Origin of the sequence: Nocardioides sp. zg-1308 (genome assembly GCF_013155375.1) — a bacterium.
Taxonomy (GTDB): domain Bacteria; phylum Actinomycetota; class Actinomycetes; order Propionibacteriales; family Nocardioidaceae; genus Nocardioides; species Nocardioides renjunii.
Genome location: NZ_JABJQY010000002.1, coordinates 2,252,755 through 2,274,171, shown reverse-complemented (window position 1 = coordinate 2,274,171; position 21,417 = coordinate 2,252,755). Strand labels below are relative to the sequence as shown.

Genomic DNA, 21,417 nt, shown 5'->3' with positions numbered 1-21,417 from the left:
CGAACACATGATCGAGACGCTGGCAGCGGCACCCGGAGTAGAGGTCGAGGACCTCTCCCCCTCCGAACTGCTGCGAGCGCTCCGCGAGCGCAAGGCGGTCGAGGACCGGGCCGCGGCCGATCAGCTCGACCTCGCTGCCCGGTGGGCCGACCTGCACCCGCCGGAGTCGATCCACTCCGCCGCGGTGTTCAGCGACGGCGGGCGCTACGGCCTGCAGCACGAGGAGCCCATCGCCGGCGAGGGCTGTCCGGCGGTGGCTGAGTTCTGCATCGCCGAGCTCGGAACAGTGCTCGGGATCTCGTCGACGTCGGCGAAGCGGCTGATCGGTCACGCCCTCGAGCTGCGTCACCGACTGCCACGCCTGTGGGCTCAGGTCCAGGCCGGTGCGGTGCCGGCGTGGCGGGCCCGCACGGTCGCCGAAGCCACGATCCATGCCACCCCGTCCCTCACGGTCGAGGCAGCGCGGTGGGTCGACACCCAGGTCGCGGCCGTCGCCGGCCGGGTCGGTCCCGCGCAGCTCGACCGCCTTGTCGCCGAGACGATCAAGCGCCACCACCTCGACACCCACGACCCCGCGACTGATCCCGATGACGGCTACCTGTCGGTGGACCCGCGCCACGCCACGGTGCACGACCAGGACGTGCACTACGCCGGGACCATGCGGTTCGAGGCCGAGCTCGACATCGCCGACGCCCTCGACCTGGACCGGGCTCTTGCCCACGGCGCCGAGACGCTCGCGGCGTTGGGATCAGTCGCACCCTTGGATTCCCGCCGTTCGCAAGCGCTGGGCGACCTGGCGCGCACCCAGACCGCGCTCGACCTCCACACCCAAGGCTCGACCGCCGCCAGGAGCGAGGACGGCCTGCCCATCGCCCGGGAAGTCGTCCTGCACGCCCACTTCGACGCGTCCCTCGACGGGCGCGACGGGCTGGACACCGTGTTTGGTCCCACCGGCCGCCTCGAGGAGGGCCAGCGGCTGGTCCTGTTCGAACAGGTGAAGGACTGGTGCGGCGACTCCCGCACCAAGGTCACCGTGAAACCGGTCATCGACCTCACCACCGAGCTCACCGCGCCCGGCTACGACATCCCCGACCGGATCCGCGAACAGGTCATCCTCCGTGACCGCACCTGCGTGTTCCCGTGGTGCAGCCGACCAGCGCGCGCCTGCGACATCGACCACGTCATCGCTTACGACCACGACGCCCACACGGAGGGCCGTACGCAACCCGGTCCGACAGTCAGCTCCAACCTCGCCCCGGAATGTCGCTGGCACCACCGACTCAAGACCCACACCGCCTGGCGCTACGACGTGGCCGGACCCGGTGTCTACGAGTGGACCAGCCCGCACGGCCACCGCTACCGACGCGACCACACCGGCACCACCCGGATCAGTGGCGCTGCTGCTGGGGCCGACCCGCCCGTTCGACCATGACCCCGCCCCACACCCCGCCGACCTGACCTCGACGGGGCCATGAGCACGCCCGGATGTCTCAGGTCGATCGGGTAGCACGGCAGAAGGCTCAATCGACGCCCATCCGTGCTCCAACGGAAGAAGGTCCGCCAACGAGTCGCGGAAGCCGCGCTGCAGGTGCCTGCCGCCGGCGTGCGGGAAGAGCGGTGGACATGGTCGAGCGAAGCCATTGCCGGCCCACCGGGTCGCATCAGCGGCGCATGGGCCCACACGCCAGGTCCGAGTGAATGGTCTGCACGGTCGGCCAGGCTCCTCGACAGTCCGTGGCACCGGGTCGGTTGAGCCAGTCCGGAGCCACCTCTCGCCGCATCGTCCCCTGCACCAGGAGGGCGACCTCTGCGACGCTGCCCTCGTGACTGCTCCCGACTACGACGGCACCGACTTCTACTGCGACGTCGCCGTGCCCCGGGCCGTGCCGCTCGACGTCGTCCACGAGGACGAGCTCGTGCTGGCCTACCACCACACCCGGCCCTTCTGGGACGTGCACGTGGTGGTCGTGCCCAAGCGGCACATCGGGTCCCTGACGACGGTCACGACGGAGGACGAGGCCGACGTGCGCGCGCTGCTGCGGGTGGTGCAGCGGGTGGCGCGGCAGGTGGAGGAGGAGCACGGCGCGGCCGCGGTCCTGACGAACCTCGGGGCCTACCAGGACTCGAGGCACCTCCACGTGCACGTGCACTCCGGGCCGCAACGGTCACAGACGGCTGTCGGTGCCCACCAGCACACTGGCGGCATGGACGCCGCCGCCCTGCTGACCCGCCTCGCCGAGGTCATCGACGCCCACGACTGGGACGCCCTGCCCGACCTGCTGCACCCCGAGTTCACCTGCCGGCTCGTGCACACCGGCGAGGTGTTCGACCGCGACGGCTGGGTGCGGCTCAACGCGGACTACCCCGGCTTCCAGCGCCTGCACCTCGAGGACCTCGTCGCCGATGGCGACCGCGGTGACCGCGGCGTGCTGCGCGCGCGGGTCGTCGGCACGAGCGGGACCGGCGGGGAGCTGGTGTTCGCCGTGGCGAGCTTCGCCACGATGCGCGACGGCCTGCTCTCCGAGCTGACCGAGGTGTGGACGGACGTCGACCAGCAGGCGCCCGAGGGCACCCGCCCCCGGCAGGGCTGAGCCGTGCTGCCCGAGCCGACCGCGCGGCTGCGGTTCCGCCCGATGACGATGGCCGACCTCGACGACGTCACCGCGCTGCTCACCGCACCCGACCCGGTGCCCGTGGACCGCCCGGCCCGGACCCCCGACGACGCGGTGCGGTGGATCGAGTGGCAGGAGCGCAACTACGCCGCGCACGGCTTCGGCCTCTGGGTGATCGAGACCCACGACGGCGTCTTCGTCGGCGACTGCGGGCTGACCGTGCAGGACGTCGAGGGCACCGCCGAGGTCGAGGTCGGCTACCACGTCCTGCCGGCGCTGCGCCGCCGTGGCTACGCCGTCGAGGCCGCGACGGCCGTGCGCGACTGCGCCGCCGCCCACGGCATCACGCACCTCGTCGCCCTGGTCCGGCCCGACAACACGCCCTCGCAGGGCGTGGCCCGCGCGCTGGGCATGGAGGTCGAGCGGACGGCGTACGTCCACGGCGGCGACGCGTTGGTCTTCGGCTGCCGGCTGCCGCTGGGCTCGTGACCGCCGGCGTCAGTCGTCGACGAGCCCGACCCGGAGGTACTCCGCGGCGTAGGTACCGGTGAGCAGGAGCGAGGCGTAGCGCGCGACCTCGGCGTCGGCGTCCGTCTCGAGCGTCTCGACGCGGACGCCGTGGCGGGCGGCCGCGGCCTTCAGCATGCCGGCCTGCTCGCGCACGACCGGGTCGTCGGCGCGGTCGTCGAGGACGAGCAGCAGCGGCCGGATCTCGGCCACCTCCTCGGCGAACGGGTCGGCGAACACGTCCTGGGGCCTGGTCGCCTCGATGACGGGCAGGAGGTGCTCGGCGTCGCCGGCGATCGCGGACCGCCCGCTGGTGCGCCGCAGCGACTCCGCGAGCCGTCGGGCCGCCCGCGCGGCGAGCACGGAGCCGCCCCACACGAGCGGGTTGGTGTCGGCCATGGCGATCGCCAGCATCTTCGCCGGGTTCACCGCGAGGTCGCGGTGGGGCGAGCAGCTGGTGGCCACCTCGTCGAGCGACTCGGCGACCGAGTCGGCGTCGGCCCGCGGGCCGAGGTGGACGTGCGCGAGGTAGTCGAGCATCACGACCGCGGTGGCGAGCTGGTCGCCGGTCACGGTCGGCAGCACGGTCACGTCGCGGCCGGCCGCGTGCTCGCCGACGAGGGACCGCTGCGGGCAGGCCACGACGACCTGTGCGCCGCGGCGTACGGCCTCGGCGACGGCGGACGCGGACCCGTGGTCGTTGCCCTCGGGCGCGAGCATGACGACGAGGTCCAGTGACCCCGCCCAGCCCGGCAGGCCGGGACTCGGCCACGCGACGAAGGGCACCGGGCACCACGGCTCGAGCACGGCGCGCAGCAGCCGCGAGTCGGGGCCGGCGGCTATGACCGCGCGCGGACGCTCGCCGTCGCGGCCACGGGCGATCAGCTCGGCGGTCGCGGTGGCCGCCTCGTGCGCCTCGCGGCGCACCCGCGACCCGCTCTCGGCGAGCGTGCGCAGCCGGAGGTCCACCGACTCCAGCACGCCGGGGTCGTCCAGGCGGGACTCGTCGAACCAGGTCGGCACGGCCGCGACCTCAGGCCGGCTTGCGGGCTTCGTCGACCAGGAGCACGGGGATGTCGTCGCGCACGGGGTAGGCGTTGCCGCACCCCTGGCACACGAGCTCCTCGGCCTCCTCGACCAGGGTGCCGTGGCAGGCCGGGCAGACGATGATGCTCAGCAGCTGCGGGTCGATGTTCACGCCGATGATCCTAGGGGGTGCGCGGACCGGTCAGTCAGTGGGCGTGAGCACGCGCAGGTGCCCGCGCTTCGCGCCCCGGGTCGGGTCGTCGGTGGAGTGGAGCGGTGCCGGCGCGGGAGCCGGGCGGGCCGCCTCGCGGACGGCGTCGGCCAGCGCGAGCAGGTCGTCGCTGCTCGGACCCTGGGCGCGCGGGTCGGGCGCCAGCCGGATGACCTCCCAGCCGCGCGGCGCCGAGAGCCGCTCGCTGTGGGTGTCGCAGAGGTCGTAGGCGTGGGGCTCGGCGTAGGTGGCGAGCGGACCCAGGACAGCGGTCTGGTCGGCGTAGACGTAGGTCAGCGTGTTGACCGCACCACGGCCACACGCCGTACGCGAACAACGACGGGCAGGACTCACGGCGCCGACGCTACCCGCCCCACGCACGAGCGGCGCTTAGGCTCGCGGCGTGGACGACGTCAGCACCCCGGCCGAGGCTCCCGGGACCCGGCGCAGGACCCGCGACCGCCGCGGTCGCGGGATGCGCGGACCGGGCATCCTGCCCCCGGAGCCCGGCACCCCGGCCGTGCGCACCGCGCGGCAGCGCTTCGACCAGCTCGTGCTGGACGTCGTCACACCGCTCGACGAGCGCTGGCAGCGCCACCTCGGGCTCGTGGAGTACGCCGTCGAGGACGCCCCGATGCTGCCCGACGACTGGGGCGACGAGACCGTGCCGCTGTCGTCCCTGGTGCGCGGCAAGGGCACCGACCCGACCCGGCTGGTGCTCTTCCGACGCCCCATCGAGCACCGCGCCACCAGCCGTGACGAGCTCGAGGCGATGGTGCACACGGTCGTGGTCGAGCAGCTCGCCGAGCTGCTGGGGCTCACGCCCGGGCAGGTCGACGAGCGCTACACCGACTGACGTCTCCCGGCGCCGGGCTCAGCGCCGTGCCGGTCGTACGTCCGGCACCTGGCTGGTCGTGACCAGCTGCGCCATCGGCAGCACGGACAGCCCGCGGTCGCTGACCTCCAGCGACACGACCGCCTCCGTCCGCTCGAGCGTCACCTGCGCCAGCACGGCCTCGTCGGGCATCCGGATGCGCGCCGCGGTGGCGGGCGCCAGCTCGACGCGCCGCTCCCGCACCACCGGGTCGCCGTCCTCGTCCCACGCCCGGAGGGTGAGGACGCCCGCTGCGGTCGCGCCGGCCACGACGAGGCGCTTCGCGCCGGCCGGCACCGCGACGGCCGTCTCGCTCGCCACCGCATCACCCGCCACGGCGAGCGCGAGGTCACCGTCGGTGCGGTTGCGCAGGGCGGCCGTGACCGGACCGGTCGCCTCCAGCCGCAGCGCCTGCACGCCGCGGGCCGTGCGGCCGCGCAGCACGCCGCCGAGGTCCACCTCGGTGACCGACGCCGGCGCCAGGGTCACCTCCTCGAAGCCCGACGGCGCGAACTCGCTCTCCTCGCTGACCAGCTCCAACGCCACCCGCACCTGTGAGTCGCCCGGGTTGGCCAGCGTCAGCGTGCGGTCGGCCGGCGTCGTCCCGACGCCGAGGACGTACGACGTCGTGGCGGGCGCGGCCTGGCCGGGCAGCCACTCGCGCACCGGGCGGTCGCGGCCGACGGGGTCCAGCACGTCGACCACGCTCGCGCCGAGCCGGCCACGCGACACGAGGACCTGCATCGCGAGAGCGTCGCGGTTGGGCGCGACCTCGGACAGGTCGAAGGTGGCCGAGCCGCCCCCGGGCACGCGGACGCCGCGCAGGGCGGGGACGTCGACGACGCCGCTGCCGTCCCACACCGTCACGTCGGCGACGGCGGGTCCCCGGTCGGGGTTGACCAGCGTGAGGGTCGAGGCGTGCTCGGCCGACGCGCCGAGGCCGGTGAACCAGCGCTCCGGCTCCGGCGGGGCGCAGCCGATGGCCGACCCGGCGGCCGAGCGCGAGACGACGAGGCCCGCGGCGAGGTCGCCGGTGGCGCCGACGACGACCGCGGACCGCTCGCGCCGGGAGGCGACGCCGTCGGTGAGGGCCTCGGTGTCCTCCTCGCGGCCCACGCGCAGGGTGAGGTCGCCGGACGCGAGGCCGGTGCTGCCGAGGCGCAGCTCGTCGGCGCCGGGCAGCCGGGCCGGGCACACGGCGGTCGACCGGTCGAGCGGTGCGCCGGCGGGGTCATAGGTCGTCGCGGGGGTCTGCGCGGGCCGGACCAGGGCGAGCGCCGCCACCGTGAGCAGCGGGATCAGCACGGCGAGCAGGGTCACCGGCGACGGGCGGCGGCTCGCCTCGGCGACGCGACGCCGGCCGCCCGGAGTAGGCGCGGGATCGGGAGTGGGCTCAGACATCGCTCCCCCTCTCGCGGCGCTGCCGCACGGTCGGGGCGGCGAGGACGAGGGCGACCACGACGGCCAGTCCCTGCAGCACCATCAGCGCGGTGCGCCACCAGGACCGGGGCCGGTCGAGGGTGGTGGCGTCGAGCGGGCGGTCGACGCGCCAGGCCCGCATGCTGCGGTCCTCCGCGCTGGCCTGCTCGAGGCCGGCGGTGGCGTCGAGGAGGGACGACACCGAGCCGTCGGCCGGCGAGCTGAGGACGACGTACTCGACCCCGCGGTCGCCGAGCGCGGCGACCACGGCGGGGGTCGGCGAGGAGACGAGCGCCCGGACCTCCTCGGTCATCTCCTCGTCCTCGTCGGCGAGGGTCAGGATCTCGTCCTCGCCCACGGTGGTGCCGTCCTCGCGCCGGATCCGGTAGGTGATGCCGTCCTCCACCGAGCCGGAGAGCACGAGCACGCCGTGCTCCTCGCCGGTGAGCGAGCTCTGCTGCATGTAGACCGGCACCGCCTGCTCGGCCTCGCGGGCCATCGCGTTGTCGGGGGTGGTGAGCCACCAGCCGAGCCCGCCGAGCGGGACGGCGGCCGCCACGACCGCCAGCGCGGTGGCCAGCACGCGCTGCCAGACCGGGTGGTGCTCGTCGAGGCGGCGCAGGTAGGCGTCTGCGCCCAGCACGACCGCCACGACCGAGGTGCCCTGCAGGATGACCACGAAGAGGCCCAGGCTGGGTCGCGTGGTGACCGAGGGCAGGTCGAGGGTCACGTGCGAGAGGGCGCCGGAGACCACGGCGGCGGCCAGCGCGACGAGCCAGCAGATGACCACGGGCACGCGCGTACGCCGCGGCACGAGCGCGGCGAAGGCCAGCAGGCCGAGCACCACGCCGAGCCACCACGGCGCCCCGAGGTCGTTGAGCCGCCCGGTGACCAGGCCCTCGAAGGTGACCCGGTCGACCGTCAGCCGGCCGGCCTCCAGGAGCAGGCCCGCCGCGGACCCCGTGGTGAGCAGCGGCACCAGCCACGGCGCGAGCAGCACCGGCGTCGCCGCGACCGCCACCACCGGTGGTCCCCAGCTGTCCCGCTCCCGCAGGAGCCGTGGGGCGATGACGGCGGCGCCGCCGAGCACCACGGCGGTGGCGAGCAGGGCGAAGAGCCACAGTCCCGGCACGAAGGCGGCACCGAGGGCGAGGAGGAGAGCGGTGCGCCACGCGGCGCGCCAGCGGCGGTCGCGGTCGGGGTCGACGAAGCCGAGCGCGGCGTGGGCGGCCCACGGCAGCAGCGCCGCCACGGCGACCGTGCCGAACCGTCCCTCGCTCCACGCGCCGGAGGTGACCGGCACCAGCGCGTAGGTGAGCGCTCCCCACACCACCAGCCAGCGCGGCAGTCCGAGCGGGTCCACGAGGTGCCCGACGACCTTGAGCAGGCGCCACGCGCCCCAGGCGGCGACGGGCACGGCCAGCAGCATCAGTGCGGAGACCACCGCGCCGGTGTGGCCGAGCAGCACCGAGGCGGCCACCGCGAAGGGCAGGACGTAGGCCGGGGCGGGGACGTCGGTGCCGGTGCCGAGCGGGTGCCAGGTCGCGGTGTGCAGCCGCCACCAGTCCCCCGCCGCGGAGGGCACCGGGGACAGCGCGCCGCCCGTGATGGAGCCGAACGCCTCGCGCCCCGCGACCAGCGCGAGCACGCCGAACAGCACGAGCACCACGGCCACGGGGTTGGTGAAGAACCGGGCGACCAGCCCCGTGTCGGTGAGGTAGGCGTCCTCGTCGTCCTCGCCCGAGGACGCGGAGCTCCCGCGCTCCTCGCGGCTGGTCGAGGCCTGGGGGTCCTTCGCCAGCCGTCGCCGCTCGGCCACGTCGGCGGCCTGGCTCGTCGCGGCGGAGGCCAGGTCGGTGACGAAGTCGAGGCCGTGGCGGTAGGGCAGCCACGTCGGCGCCAGCAGGCGGCGTACGTCGGACGGCTCGCCCTCACGACGGCGGGCCCGTTCGCGCCGGGCGGCGAGCACGTGCCGGGGACGGCCGTGCACGGACAGCACGGCGGCCAGCTCGTCGAGCGCCTCCCCCACCGAGCGCACGGCGAGGAAGCCGAGCACCCGCAGCAGCGAGCCCGTGAAGAGCCGGACGTACTGCCAGGCGAAGCCGCGCGAAGACACGTTGGCCAACGAGGTGAACAGCGCGGCGCGCCGCTCCTGGTAGTGGGTGTGGCGCCCGGTGAGCGGGGTGCGGCGCACGCCGCGGTGTGCAGCCTCCGCGTGGAACACCACCGCCTGCGGCACCACTAGCGTGCGGTGGCCGGCCTGGGCGGCGCGCCAGCCGAAGTCGATGTCGTTGCCGAAGATCGGCAGCTCCTCGTCGAGGCCGCCGAGCGCCTCGAGCACGCGTCGTCGTACGAGCATGCCGGCGGTGTTGACCGCGAGGACCTCGCGCACGGCGTCGTGCTGGCCCTGGTCGTACTCGCCGCGCTCGAGGCCGGTCTCGCGCCGGCCCGTGCCGCTGATCGTGAGGCCGACCTCGAGGAGGCGGCGCAGCGAGGGCCACTCGCGGAGCTTGGGCCCGAGGACGGCCGCCTCGGGGTGCTCATGCGCCGCGGCCAGCAGGGCGGCCAGCGCGGTCGGCTCGGGGTTGCTGTCGTCGTGGAGCAGCCACACCCACTCGTCGAGGTCCTCCCCCGCAGCCGCGGTCGGCACCATGTCGAGGCCGTGGCGCACGGCCGCGGGATAGCTCGTCGAGCCGGGGACGACGTCGAGGGCGACCTGCGGGCCGGCGGGACCGACGCGGTCGAGCGCCTCGCGGACGAGGGTGACGCTGTCGTCGCGGCTCGTGGTGTCGACGGCCACGACACGGTCCACCGGGTGGGTCTGCCCGATCAGACCGGCGAGGACCGCCGGGAGCCACCGCGCCCCGTCATGGGTGACGAGGAGCGCTGTGACGGACACCGGAGCACCTTAGCGAGGGGCTCGGCACCGCCAAAAAGCCGCGGAGGGGGCGGCCGGGAGGTCGGTCAGACCGCGCGCTTCTTGAGCTTGCGGCGCTCGCGCTCGGAGAGCCCGCCCCAGATGCCGAAGCGCTCGTCGTTCATCAGGGCGTACTCGAGGCAGTCGTCGCGGACCTCGCACGTCAGGCAGACCTTCTTGGCCTCCCTGGTGGAGCCGCCCTTCTCGGGGAAGAACGCCTCCGGGTCCGTCTGCGCGCACAGGGCGCGGTCCTGCCAACCGAACTCCTCGCCCTCGGGCTCGAGGAGAAACAGTTCTGCTCTCATGGCTGACGCCCTTTCGACCCTTGTCCAGAACTGGATGACACTGTGGGAATTACATGCCTGTCGTACCCCGCAAGTCAAGCCCGGATCTGATATGGCCATTCCCCTTCCGGCAGGCTGTTCCTATGCCATCATCCGCGTCCACGCTCCGTCGCGTCACCGTCCTGTCCGGCGGTGTCGGCGGTGCCCGCTTCGTCCAGGGACTCCTCCACGGCCTGCGCTCGGGGGTCGTCCCGGGCGGCTCGGCCGCCACCGAGGTGACCGTCGTCGCCAACACCGCGGACGACTGGTGGATCCACGGGCTCAAGGTCTGCCCGGACCTCGACACGCTCATGTACACCCTCGGTGACGGGATCGACGTCGAGCGCGGCTGGGGCCGGCGCGACGAGACCTGGAGCGCGAGGACCGAGCTCGAGGCGTACGGAGTGGAGCCGACGTGGTTCGGCCTCGGCGACCGCGACATCGCCACCCACCTCGTGCGCACGCAGATGCTCGAGGCCGGCTTCGCGCTGTCGCAGGTGACCGAGGCGCTGTGCCGCCGCTGGCTCGCCGACGTCCACGGCGGCCTGGTCCGGCTGCTGCCCATGAGCGACGACCGCGTCGAGACGCACATCGCCGTCGCGGACCCCGCCAGCCCGAGCGGCCGCCGGGTCATCCACTTCCAGGAGTACTGGGTGCGCCTGCGTGCGGAGGTGCCGGCCGAGGCGGTGCTCGTCGTCGGCCAGGACGCCGCGACGCCGGCGCCGGGCGTCCTCGACGCGATCGCGGGCGCCGACCTGGTGGTGCTGCCGCCGTCGAACCCGGTGGTCTCGGTCGGCACCATCCTCGGGGTCGCCGGGATCCGCGACGCCGTCCGCGCCACGGAGGCGCCGGTCGTCGGGGTCTCCCCCATCATCGGCGCCTCCCACGTCCACGGCATGGCGCGGCAGATGCTGACCAGCATCGGCGTGGAGGTCAGCGCCGGAGCGGTCGGCGAGCACTACGGCGCCCGGTCCCGCGGCGGCGTCCTCGACGGCTGGCTGGTCGACACCACCGACGCCGCGCACGTCGGGCGGCTCGAGGGGGCCGGCCTCCGGGCCCGCGCGGTGCCGCTGCTCATGACCGACCACGACGCCACCGCGGCGATGGCGGCCGAGGCCGTGGCGCTGGTGGCGGACGGGCCGGCATGACCGGCCCCGGTCGCCTCGTTGTGTGGGCACCCGACGGCCTCCCGGAGGTGCGGGCGGGCGACGACCTCGCCGGCCTCGTGCTGGCCGGACTGGCCGGCGGCGCCGACCTCGCCGACGGCGACATCGTCTGCGTGACCAGCAAGGTCGTGAGCAAGGCCGAGGGCCGCACCCGGGTCGGCGACCGCGAGGCGGCGATCGACGACGAGACCGAGCGGGTGGTGGCCCGGCGCGGCGCCACCCGCATCGTGCGGCACCGGCTGGGGCTGACGATGGCGGCCGCCGGCGTCGACGCCTCCAACGTCGCGAGCGGCGTGGTCGTGCTGCTGCCGCTCGACCCCGACGCCTCCGCTCGCGAGCTGCGCGCCGAGGTGCACCGCCGCGCGGGGACCAACGTCGGCGTCGTCGTCACCGACACCGCCGGCCGGGCGTGGCGCGAGGGCCAGACCGACATCGCCGTGGGCGCCGCCGGGCTGGTCGTGGCCGAGGACTTCGCCGGCCGCACCGACACCCACGGCAACCCGCTCGCCGTCACGCTCCCGGCCGTGGCCGACGAGGTCGCCGGTGCTGCCGAGCTGGCCCAGGGCAAGCTCGGGCGCCGCCCCGTCGCGGTGGTCCGCGGCCGCGGCGACCTGGTGCTGCCGCCCGGCGAGGACGGCCCCGGCGCGCGGTCGCTGGTTCGCGCCGAGGGCGGGGACCTCTTCGGCTGGGGTGCCCGCGAGGCCGTCGTACGCGCGCTCGCCGGCGCCGAGGAGGACCGGGTGCCGTTCGGCCACCCCGCTCCGCCCGCGGAGCTCGCGGCCGCGCTCGACCGCCTCCCCGAACGCGCGGACCGCACGGCCGTCGCCGCGGTCTGCTTCGCCCACGGCTGGCGCACCGAGGACTGGGAGCGAGAGCGCCCCGAGGGCTGACCAGCGGGCCCGATGTGACCGTCGTGTGCGACGTCTCACCCCTGACTACGTAGACTCTGCCCGCGCAGCCCCGTCGTACCCCGATCACCCAGCCCCGACCGAGAGACACCGAGCACCGTGGCCAAGAAGGCAAAGACCGACCGGCAGGCGGTCATCGACTCCATCCGCTCCCAGCAGTCCCGCTCCGAGAACCGGCGCGGCATGGCCATCGTGGGCATCTGCGTCCTGGTCGCCGTGGTGATCGTGGGAGCGGCCGCCTTCAAGCCGGTCAAGGACTGGTACGACCTGCGGGCCTACTCCTCCGCCTCCCTGTCGGAGATCGGCGCCGAGGCGTCGGTGTGCAAGAAGGTCACCACCAAGCCGGCCGAGGGCAACCAGGACCACGTCGACGTCGGCACGCCGATGAGCTACCCCGACGCGCCGCCGGCCTTCGGCACCCACTGGAACATGTGGGACACGATCGACCGCAAGCTCTACACCGCCTCGGACCGTCCCGACCTCGGTGAGCTCGTGCACAACCTCGAGCACGGCTACACCATCCTCTGGTACGACGAGACCGTCGCCGACAGCTCCGAGCAGATGGACCAGCTGCGCGCCATCGCCTCCAAGCTCGACAGCACGACCAACCTGCGCGACAAGTTCAAGGCCGTGCCGTGGACCTCCGAGGACGGCAAGGCCTTCCCGAAGGGCCAGCACGTCGCCTTCACGCACTGGTCCGTGGGCGGTGTCGGCGAGACCGACCCCACCAAGCAGGTCGGCGTATGGCAGTACTGCTCCGACGTCAGCGGTGCGGCGCTGGACACGTTCCTGCAGGACTACCCCTACATGGACTCCTCCGAGCCGACGGTCCTCTGAGCGCCGCCCACCGGCCGCCGAGGTCCCGCCCGTGACGACCTTCGCCGAGGTGCTCGCCGCCCAGCTGCGGCGGGACCCCGGGCGTCCGCTGGTCACGTTCTACGACCACGCCACCGACGAGCGCGTCGAGCTGTCGGTGACGACGTACGCCAACTGGGTGGCGAAGGCGTCCGGACTGCTCACCGACGTCGCCGACCTCGAGCGCGGCATGTCGCTGCGCATCGACCTCCCGCCGCACTGGCTCTCGACCGTGTTCCTCGGCGCCGCCTGGACCGTCGGGCTGCGGGTCACGACCTCCGACGAGCCGGCCGCCGTGGTGTGCGGCCCCGAGGGGCTCGCGACGTGGGCGCCGCTCGCGGCCGACGTGCCGGTGCTCGCCTGCAGCCTGCGCCCGCTCGGCGTGCGGTTCGCCGAGCCGCTCCCGCCGGCCGTGCACGACGTGGGCGTGGAGATCTGGGGCCAGCCGGACGGCTTCACCGCCTGGGACCCGCCGACCGACGACGACCCCGCCACCGACACGCTGACCCAGCGCGAGCTGTGGTCGCCCCGCGACGACCGGACGGCCGCCGTCGGGAGCTCGCTCACCGACGGCGGCCGTCTTCTCTCGGTGGCCGACCCGGCTTCCCCACCGGGAACGGCCACCTTCACCGAGCCCCTCGGACGAGGCGGCTCGCTGGTCCTTGTCCGCAATCCCGACCCGGATCGCCTCGACGCCGTCCACGACGCCGAACGGGCGACTGCCCGGGCCTGATCGCGCTGCTTCCTGACCGGCCTCACCCGGCCAGGTCGAAGGCCCCCAGTCCCTCGCCGAGCACGCGGGGCGTCGAGACGCCCGACCTGCGCCCGGGGAAGAGGTAGACGACCCCGCTCAGCCGGTCACGGACCACGTAGTCCCCGCCGCCCTTGAGCTGCATCGCCTGCACCTGGAGCACCCAGTCGTAGCTGGACAGGTCGGACGGCAGGCCCGACCGGGTCGGGACCGTGCCCTTCACCGGCGAGGGGGCGTTGAAGGAGGACCCGTTGCCCGGCCACACCGACAACGCGCCACCGGCGGGCGTGCCCATGAGGTCGGGGATGCCGTCGCCGGTCACGTCGCCCACCGCGTCCAGCCCGGCGACGCCGCCCCAGCCGCCACCGAGCAGCGTGGCGGGCTGCAGGGCACCGGTGCCGTTGCCGGCGAAGAGGAACAGCTGCCCGGAGGTGTCGCGCGCCAGCACGTCGCCGGCCCCGTCGCGGTTGACGTCACCGGCGTTGAGGAGGGTGTCCATGCCGGCGAACGAGACGCCGGTGTCGACCGGCGCGCCCAGCTCGAAGGTGTCGCGGTTGGCGACGACCACCAGCTGCTTGCCCGAGACGCCGACGAGGTCGGCCCCCGCGCCACCCACCAGGTTGGCCGCGGTGAGGAAGCGCATCGTCTTGAGGTTGGCGGCGGGACCCAGCGCGGCGCCGTACGTCGCGTTGCCGCGGCCGGGCAGCATCACGACCTTGCCGCTGCTCGTGCGCGCCACCAGGTCGGACTGGCCGTCGCCGTTGAAGTCGCCGGCCACGAGGCGGTTGTAGGAGCTCCAGGAGCCGGCGACGCGCTGCGGGGCGGCGAAGCGACCCGTGCCGTAGCCGGTCTGGAGGAACAGCCGGTTCTTCGTGCGCAGCAGCAGGTCGGCCCGGCCGTCCGCGTTGAGGTCGCCCGCACCGATGAGCTGGCGGTAGTTGCCGTAGCCCTTGCGCGTCACCTTGCGAGAGAAGCCGCGCTCGGTGGTGCCGAGCAGGGTGGCCAGCTTGCCCTTGAACCGCGCGACGAGGTCGTTGCGACCGTCACCGTTGAGGTCGCCGACAGCGGTGATCAGGGAGTAGCCCCTCAGCCTGAGCTTGCGGGTCGTGTCGCCGAACTTGCCGTTGCCCCGGCCGGCCCGGACCCGGACGATCCCGGAGGCGTCGGCGGTGACCAGGTCGGGGACGCCGTCGCCCGTCAGGTCGGGCGAGACGACCACGTCGGCGCGCTGGTCCCAGCCGGACTTGCCGACCACGAGGCGCTTCTGGAACGACGTGAGCCCACCGGTCGGGAGCACGAGGCCCCGGCCGTCGGAGGCGCGGCGGACGACCAGGTCCGGGTAGGGCGAGGCGTCGAGGTTGTTCTGCGGGTTGGGCTCCGACACGGTGACCGGCTGCACGACCGGGGTCACGGGCGCCGCGGTGCTGGCGTAGGCCCGGATCTGCGGCAGCCGGGCGTAGAGGTACTTGCCCGGGCACGCCGTCGAGCCGGCGTCGCGGTGGCCGTTGATCGCCGGGAAGGTCGAGCGGCCGACCTTCTGCGCCGTCGAGGCCGGGTTCACCCCGTGCAGCGACAGCTTCCAGGCGAAGAGCTGGCCGTAGGCCTGCACCATCACCTCGGGCGGCTGGACGACGTCGAAGTTGCCGATGGCCGACATGGCGAAGGCGTAGTCGTTGTAGTTGAGCGTGTGGGCACCCACGACCGGCTTGTCGATGCCGCCGTAGCGGCCCTCCCAGATCCGGCCGAACCGGTCGACGAGGAAGTTGTAGCCGATGTCGCTCCAGCCCCGCGACTTCACGTGGTAGGCGTAGATGCTGCGGAGGATGGCCGGCACCTGGGCCTCGGTGTAGTCGTTGGCGTTGACCGTGTGGTGCACGAAGCCGGCGCTGATGCTGCCGTAGCGGAGCGCGCCCTTGTCACGGATGCTCTCGTCGGCGCCCCACTGGGCGCGGGAGAAGATCGTCGGCTGGGCGGCGGTGCGCTTGCCGGTCCGGGCCGCCTGCAGCACGAGGCCCGACCCCGACGAGGCCGAGGACTCCTGCGCCATCGAGCCCTGCTCGGCGTAGTCCTGCTCGTAGGACGCGGTGCCGTCGGCGTCGCCGCGGTCGGCCGGCGCCTCGGTGCGGCTGCCGCCGGCCGAGCCCGGGTCGACCAGCGCGAGGGAGAGGTCGTCGGGCAGCGTCGCACCGTCGGTGCTGGCGGCGACCTGCACGTCGTCGACCTCGCCGACGAACATCGGCTCGGTGCCCGGACGGGCGGCCGCGCCCTCCGCGCTGTCGGCGTCGGGGCCGTGCTCGTCGTGGTACTCGAGGGCCTCCCAGTCGCTCCAGTCGTCGCCGGTGCGCGTGCGCACCCGCAGGGAGATCTGGTGATCCTCGAGCTGCTCGCCGTGCTGCCAGGTGACGCCGACCGCCGCGAAGCCGCTCACTTCCTGCGGCGTGCTCTGCACGCGGGCCGGGGTGGCGGCACCGGCGACCGTCCGGCCGCGCAGGCCGGCGAAGCCACCGGCGGCGCCGGTCAACGGCACCTCGGTCACCTCGGGGGTCACCGGAGCGGTCGGCACGGTGGCCGAGACCAGCTCCACCGGTCCGCCCTGCGCAGTCGCGGCGCCGGGGTGCTTACCGACGATGTCGAGGGACACCACACCGGAGGCCGGGGTGAGCACGACGAGGACGACACCGAGCGCCAGCACCTGCTGGCAGAGGGTGACGAGACGGGCCTGAAGGGGTCGCATGAAGATCTCTACTCCTGTGTGGGGGAAGGTCACACAAGGCAGAAGTTCACACCAGTCACATCAGTCACGGAAGGGTTTCTGAGTAACTACACGACTGTAATTTCCAGTCGACACGCCGTTACACGGGTGTCATTCTTCGCGGATGTCGTCCGCAAGCCCCTAGACGTCGGTTCCGAGGCCGTCGTCCTCGCCGCTGTCCTCGTCGGTCTCGTCGTAGTGCAGGTAGTGGATGCCCTCCTCGACGTCGCCGTCGAAGCCGAGCCTGCCGTTCTCCATCACCAGGACGCGGTCGCACAGGTTGCGCACGGCGCCCGGGGCGTGCGAGACGTAGAACATCGTCACGCCCGACTTCACGATCTGGTCCATCCGCTTCTTGCACTTGCGCTTGAACGGACGGTCCCCCACCGCGAGGGCCTCGTCGGCGATGAAGATGTCGGCGTCGACGTTGACCGCCACCGAGAAGCCGAGGCGCGCCTTCATGCCGGAGCTGTAGTAGGCCACGTCGGTGTCGAGGAACTTGCCGAGGTCGGCGAAGTCGACGATCTCGTCGAACTTGCGGTCGGTCTCGGCCCGCGACATCCCGAGGATGGCGGCGTTGAGGTAGAGGTTCTCGCGCCCGCTGAGGTTGTTGTCGAACCCGGTGCCGGTCGCGATCAGGCCGGCGATCCGGCCCCGGGTCAGCACCGAGCCCGAGTCGGGACGCATCACGCCGCTGACGAGCTTGAGCAGCGTGGACTTGCCCGATCCGTTGAGCCCCATGAGTCCGACCGACTCCCCCTCGCGCACACTGAACGTCACGTCGTCCACCGCGTTGAAGGAGTCGTGGGTCTTGCGGCCCCTCGCCTTGGCCAGGACCGTCTGCTTGAGGGACCGCTGGTAGGACAGCGTGAACACCTTGGTCGCGTTGTCGACCTTGATCATCGTCGTCATCAGAGCCGCTCCGGGACCTTGGCCTCGAGCCTGGCGAAGACCCGCTGGGCGAGGACGAGCAGGAGGACGGAGACGGCCGTCATGGCCAGGCCGCGCGTGAAGAGGTGGTCCGGCAGGTGCACCTCGGCCGTGGCCGCTGGGTCGCTCGTGGTGCCGGTCCAGAAGCCGCGCTGGATGAGGAGCACCGCCTCGGCCATCGGGTTGTAGAGGTAGAGCTCGGCACCGGTCGCCCCGAACCGCTCCTCCACGAGGGTGTAGGAGTACATCATCGGCACGCTGAAGGTGACGAACATCGTCAGGGTCTGGGCGATCTTCCCGACGTCGCGCATGAAGACGTTGCCGACGCTGAAGAGCAGGCCCAGCGCGAGGCCGAGCGCCGCGGCGAGGCTGAAGCCGAGCAGGGCCGCGGCCATCCCCACCGGGTCCGGACGCCAGCCCAGCAGGATGCACGGGATGACCAGGATCACCAGCATGGGCACCGTGTGCCAGGCGGCCACGAGCATGCGAGCCACCGGGAACATCTCCCGCGGGACCGGCAGCTTGGTGATCAGCGACCGGTTCTGCACGAGCGACTGGGTGCCGCCGTTGAACGTCTCGGTGAAGAAGTGGACGATCACCATGCCCGCGAACAGGTGGATGGCGAAGTTCTCGATCGTCCCCGCCCCACGGCCGATCATGACCTGGAACAGGAAGTAGAACATCAGGAACCGGGTCGCCGGCTGCAGGTAGCTCCACAGCCAGCCGAGGACCGTCCCCTGGTAGCGCGACTTGATGGTGTTGCGCACCAGCATGCCGAGCAGGTAGCGACGGCGTACGACCTCGCGCAGCCCCGTCGCGGCCGGCGGGGCCAGCGGCAGGGCCTCGAGCTCCGCGGTGGTGGGCCGGGCCGGGCCCTTCGACGCCGTGCTCACGACCCGCTCACTGGTCACCGTCGGCCCGCTCGTCACCCGTCCACGGCTCGAACGTCTTCTCCCAGGCCTCGGGCGAGGTGATGTCACCCAGTGCCTCGCGGTACTGGCGGGCGAGCTCGGGCCACTCGCGGTGGAAGCGACGGTGGATGTCGATGGTGCGCTTCATCAGGTCGCGGTAGCGCGCCGGGTCGCGCCGGTAGAGCGCGACCGACGCACCGTCGTTCATCGACACCACGGCGGAGTCGTACTTGACGAGGTTGTACCAGGCCGAGTCCATCGCCGGGAGCTCCGCCTCGGGGTAGTGCCGCGACATCTCGCGCACCGGGCGGAGCTGGCGCAGGGGCGCCAGGCCGGCGGCGACCAGCGTGCCGAGGCGGCTGGGGATCTCGATGTCGCTCTTGCCCTTCTTGGGCGGCTTGTTGCGCCGCACCGGGGGCAGGTCGTCGCGGTCCTCGACCAGCTGGGCGTCGATGAACTGCTTGCGGAACGCGTTGACCTCGGCGAGCTTGGTCGCGAGCTCGCCGTGCAGGGCGTGCGGCCCGCGCAGCACGTCCTCCATCGCGAGGTGGCGCAGCTCGGCGGTGGAGTACTGCAGCGAGGCGAGGTGCTTGACCTGGTGGTTGAAGCTCTCGCGCACCATCCGGCCACCGCGCTCGTAGGGCGAGTGCAGCAGCGCCGCGATGATGCGGTTGCGGTGGTGGAAGTAGGACTGCCAGTCCACGCCGTCGTTCTTGTCGGTCCACGGGATGTGCCACACGGCGGCGCCCGGGAACGACACCGTGGGGTAGCCGGCGTCCTTGGCGCGCAGGCCGAACTCCGAGTCGTCCCACTTGATGAAGACCGGCAGCGAGAGCCCGACCTCCTCCAGCACCACGCGCGGGATGAGGCACATGAACCAGCCGTTGAAGTCGACGTCGGCGCGCTTGTGCAACCAGCGCGAGGAGCGCAGGTTGCGGGCGGCGAAGTCCCACTGGCTGTAGCCGTCGAGGCGGGTCTGCCACCAGAACCGCCACGGCTGGACGATCTCGCCGAACGAGTGCAGCTGCGAGCGGCTGTAGAGGTTGAACATGTGGCCGCCCACGATCGTCGGCCGCTTGGCCAGGTCGCCGAACGTGACCGCACGGATCACGCCCTCGGGCTCGCAGACGACGTCGTCGTCCATCATGAGCGCGTACGTCGCGGTGCCCTTGCGGACGCTCTCGAGCTGGCCGCGGGCGTAGCCGCCGGAGCCGCCGAGGTTGCCCTGGACGAGGACCCGGAGCCGGTCGCCCAGCGCCGCCTGCGCCGCGGGGAAGAACTCGGACTCGGACACGAGGTCCTTGCCCTGCTCCATCACCATCACGGTGTCGAGGTAGGGGGCGACCTCGTCCTCGCCGAGCTGGGCGAGCAGCTTGGCGCAGAAGTCGGGCCGGTTCATGGTGGTGATGCAGATGTCGACGGTGCCGTGCTCGGCGCGGTCGGCGGGGACCTGGGCGGTCCACTCGGCGCCAGCGACGCTCGCACCGTCGTCGCCCGCGACGACGTCGTACCAGTACCAGCCGCCGTCGACGAAGGGCTTGAGCGGCAGGCTGAAGGTGAAGGCGCCGGAGTCACCCTCGACGACGCCCGCGTCGACGCGCTGCGAGTGGCCGCGCGCCATCGACTTGTAGACGGTGACGACGGATCCGGCACCACTGACGCGGACGGTGAGCTCGACGTCGGTGACGACGGTGTGGCGACGCCAGTAGGAGGCCGGGAAGGCGTTGAAGTAGGTGCCGAACGAGAGCAGCTGCGACGGCTCGAGCTGCAGCTCGGTGCGCGAGCGGATTTGGTCGGGGTGCAGCTTGCGGCCGGTCGAGGTCGACTGGCGGATGACCGCGTTGTTGAGGTCCTTGGCCGACTTGTTGCCGCCGACCTCGTGGCGGTCGGTGTCGAGCCTGGCCTCCTCGAGGTCGACGTAGAGCGGGAAGACGTCGGTGTCGCGGTCGATCGGCAGGATCTGGCGCTGCAGGAGGCGCGTGACGGTGCCGGCGGGCACCGCGTCGGTCGTGCTCGGCGCGCTGCTGGTGCTCGCGCTCGTCGGGGTGGTGGTGGTCATGCGTCGATGCCTCCGCTCGTCAGCTCGGCGCCCTCGGTGAAGTGGGGCTTGAGCTTGTTGTCGTACATCGACAGCGCCGACCCGATGGCCATGTGCATGTCGAGGTACTTGTAGGTGCCGAGGCGCCCGCCGAACAGCACCATCGGCTCGGCCTTGGCCAGCTCGCGGTACTTGAGCAGCTTGGCGCGGTCGTCGGCGGTGTTGACCGGGTAGTAGGGCTCGTCGCCCTCCTGGGCGAAGCGGCTGTACTCGTGGACGATCACGCTCTTGCCCGGCAGGTGCGTCTTCTCCCGCTCGGGGTGGAAGTGCTTGAACTCGATGATCCGGGTGTAGGGCACCTCCTGGTCGTTGTAGTTGACCACGCCCGTGCCCTGGAAGTCGTCGGTCTCCACGACGCTCTCCTCGAGGTCCACCGTGCGCCAGGACAGGCGGCCCTCGGAGTTGCCGAAGTACTCGTCGACCGGCCCGGTGTAGACGATCGGGACCTTGCCGCGGTAGTCGTCGGCGACCTCGAAGAAGTCGGTCTCGAGGCGCACCTCGATGTTGGGGTGGTCGGCCATCTTGGTGAGCCAGGCGGTGTAGCCGTCGACCGGCAGGCCCTCGTAGGTGTCGCTGAACCAGCCGTTCTCGAAGGTGTAGCGCACCGGCAGCCGCGTGATGATGTCGGCGCTCAGCTCGGTGGGGTCGGTCTGCCACTGCTTGGCGGTGTAGCCCTTGATGAACGCCTCGTAGAGCGGGCGGCCGATCAGGCTGATCGCCTTCTCCTCGAGGTTCGTGGCGTCCTCGGTGGCGACCTCGCTCGACTGCTCGGCGATGAGCGCGCGGGCCTCGTCGGGGGTGTGGGAGGTGCCGAAGAACTGGTTGATCAGCGCGAGGTTGAGCGGCAGGGAGTAGACCTGCCCTTGGTACTTGCCGAAGACCCGGTGCTTGTAGTCGGTGAACGACGTGAAGCGGTTGGCGTACTCCCACACGCGCTGGTTGGAGGTGTGGAAGAGGTGGGCGCCGTACTTGTGCACCTCGACGTTGGTCTCGGGGTCGCGCTCGGAGTAGGCGTTGCCGCCGAGGTGGTGGCGGCGCTCGAGGATGAGCACGCGCAGACCGAGCTCCTCCGCGCAGCGCTCGGCGACGGTGAGACCGAACAGTCCGGCGCCGACGATGACGAGGTCGGGAAGCTGTGGTTGACCCTGGGACAAGGG

The 21,417-nt window shown here is 72.7% G+C and carries 19 protein-coding genes; 8 read left to right on the top strand and 11 right to left on the bottom strand.

Features of this window, described 5'->3' with window-relative positions; genetic code table 11:
• Positions 1-7: 7 nt before the first annotated feature.
• The 3 genes from HN031_RS12710 to HN031_RS12700 all read left to right on the top strand — a co-directional run bounded on the left by HN031_RS12710 (position 8) and on the right by HN031_RS12700 (position 3,101).
• Complete coding sequence (locus tag HN031_RS12710) at positions 8-1,432, top strand: HNH endonuclease signature motif containing protein (RefSeq protein ID WP_172270411.1); 1,425 nt, start codon at positions 8-10, stop codon at positions 1,430-1,432.
• A 391-nt stretch (positions 1,433-1,823) separates the two neighbouring features.
• Entirely contained in the window at positions 1,824-2,591 is a 768-nt protein-coding gene (locus HN031_RS12705) for an HIT domain-containing protein (RefSeq protein ID WP_172270409.1), read from the top strand.
• 3 nt (positions 2,592-2,594) lie between these two features.
• Positions 2,595-3,101, top strand: a complete 507-nt coding sequence (locus tag HN031_RS12700) for a GNAT family N-acetyltransferase (RefSeq protein WP_367650750.1) — start codon at positions 2,595-2,597, stop codon at positions 3,099-3,101.
• 9 nt (positions 3,102-3,110) lie between these two features.
• Here HN031_RS12700 and HN031_RS12695 read toward each other — a convergent pair whose 3' ends face one another.
• The 3 genes from HN031_RS12695 to HN031_RS12685 are packed head-to-tail and all read right to left on the bottom strand — an operon-like array spanning position 3,111 to position 4,710.
• Positions 3,111-4,142, bottom strand: a complete 1,032-nt coding sequence (locus tag HN031_RS12695) for an SIS domain-containing protein (RefSeq protein WP_172270407.1) — start codon at positions 4,140-4,142, stop codon at positions 3,111-3,113.
• A 10-nt stretch (positions 4,143-4,152) separates the two neighbouring features.
• Positions 4,153-4,311 (bottom strand): Trm112 family protein, encoded by a 159-nt coding sequence (locus HN031_RS12690; RefSeq protein ID WP_367650776.1) that lies wholly within the window; start codon positions 4,309-4,311, stop codon positions 4,153-4,155.
• A 36-nt stretch (positions 4,312-4,347) separates the two neighbouring features.
• Positions 4,348-4,710, bottom strand: coding sequence for a DUF3499 domain-containing protein (locus HN031_RS12685; protein WP_172270403.1), 363 nt, complete (start codon positions 4,708-4,710; stop codon positions 4,348-4,350).
• Between the two features lie 49 nt (positions 4,711-4,759).
• Here HN031_RS12685 and HN031_RS12680 point away from each other — a divergent pair, with 49 nt between their 5' ends.
• Positions 4,760-5,212 (top strand): metallopeptidase family protein, encoded by a 453-nt coding sequence (locus HN031_RS12680; RefSeq protein ID WP_367650749.1) that lies wholly within the window; start codon positions 4,760-4,762, stop codon positions 5,210-5,212.
• Between the two features lie 18 nt (positions 5,213-5,230).
• Here the strand turns inward: HN031_RS12680 and HN031_RS12675 are convergent, their stop codons facing one another.
• The 3 genes from HN031_RS12675 to HN031_RS12665 form a co-directional block, all read right to left on the bottom strand.
• Positions 5,231-6,631 (bottom strand): DUF5719 family protein, encoded by a 1,401-nt coding sequence (locus HN031_RS12675; RefSeq protein WP_172270401.1) that lies wholly within the window; start codon positions 6,629-6,631, stop codon positions 5,231-5,233.
• Complete coding sequence (locus HN031_RS12670; RefSeq protein WP_172270399.1) at positions 6,624-9,548, bottom strand: glycosyltransferase family 2 protein; 2,925 nt, start codon at positions 9,546-9,548, stop codon at positions 6,624-6,626. Before HN031_RS12670 ends, HN031_RS12675 begins: the two co-directional genes overlap by 8 nt.
• Before the next feature lie 65 nt (positions 9,549-9,613).
• Complete coding sequence (locus HN031_RS12665; RefSeq protein WP_056605988.1) at positions 9,614-9,871, bottom strand: WhiB family transcriptional regulator; 258 nt, start codon at positions 9,869-9,871, stop codon at positions 9,614-9,616.
• Between the two features lie 122 nt (positions 9,872-9,993).
• Between HN031_RS12665 and cofD the strand changes: the two genes are divergently transcribed.
• The 4 genes from cofD to HN031_RS12645 all read left to right on the top strand — a co-directional run bounded on the left by cofD (position 9,994) and on the right by HN031_RS12645 (position 13,551).
• Complete coding sequence (gene cofD, locus HN031_RS12660) at positions 9,994-11,037, top strand: 2-phospho-L-lactate transferase (RefSeq protein WP_172270397.1); 1,044 nt, start codon at positions 9,994-9,996, stop codon at positions 11,035-11,037.
• A complete protein-coding gene (locus HN031_RS12655) occupies positions 11,034-11,945 on the top strand; it encodes a coenzyme F420-0:L-glutamate ligase (RefSeq protein ID WP_172270395.1) in 912 nt (303 codons plus the stop codon). The genes cofD and HN031_RS12655 overlap by 4 nt, the downstream gene beginning before the upstream one ends.
• 117 nt (positions 11,946-12,062) lie before the next feature.
• On the top strand, positions 12,063-12,800 hold the full coding sequence (locus HN031_RS12650) for a DUF3105 domain-containing protein (RefSeq protein ID WP_172270393.1): 738 nt from the start codon (positions 12,063-12,065) through the stop codon (positions 12,798-12,800).
• A gap of 31 nt (positions 12,801-12,831) precedes the next feature.
• Positions 12,832-13,551 carry a TIGR03089 family protein gene (locus tag HN031_RS12645; RefSeq protein ID WP_172270391.1) on the top strand — a complete coding sequence of 240 codons (720 nt, stop codon included), beginning with the start codon at positions 12,832-12,834 and terminating at the stop codon, positions 13,549-13,551.
• Positions 13,552-13,573: 22 nt separating this feature from the next.
• On the opposite strand, the gene HN031_RS12640 is transcribed toward HN031_RS12645, so the two are convergent.
• The 5 genes from HN031_RS12640 to glf all read right to left on the bottom strand — a co-directional run bounded on the left by HN031_RS12640 (position 13,574) and on the right by glf (position 21,414).
• A complete protein-coding gene (locus HN031_RS12640; RefSeq protein WP_172270389.1) occupies positions 13,574-16,303 on the bottom strand; it encodes an FG-GAP-like repeat-containing protein in 2,730 nt (909 codons plus the stop codon).
• 159 nt (positions 16,304-16,462) lie between these two features.
• A complete protein-coding gene (locus tag HN031_RS12635; RefSeq protein WP_172270387.1) occupies positions 16,463-17,233 on the bottom strand; it encodes an ABC transporter ATP-binding protein in 771 nt (256 codons plus the stop codon).
• Positions 17,233-18,144, bottom strand: a complete 912-nt coding sequence (locus HN031_RS12630) for an ABC transporter permease (protein ID WP_172270385.1) — start codon at positions 18,142-18,144, stop codon at positions 17,233-17,235. Before HN031_RS12630 ends, HN031_RS12635 begins: the two co-directional genes overlap by 1 nt.
• Positions 18,145-18,151: 7 nt before the next feature.
• Positions 18,152-20,221, bottom strand: coding sequence for a glycosyltransferase (locus HN031_RS12625; RefSeq protein WP_172270383.1), 2,070 nt, complete (start codon positions 20,219-20,221; stop codon positions 18,152-18,154).
• Complete coding sequence (gene glf / locus HN031_RS12620; RefSeq protein WP_172270381.1) at positions 20,218-21,414, bottom strand: UDP-galactopyranose mutase; 1,197 nt, start codon at positions 21,412-21,414, stop codon at positions 20,218-20,220. Before glf ends, HN031_RS12625 begins: the two co-directional genes overlap by 4 nt.
• Positions 21,415-21,417 lie beyond the last annotated feature (3 nt).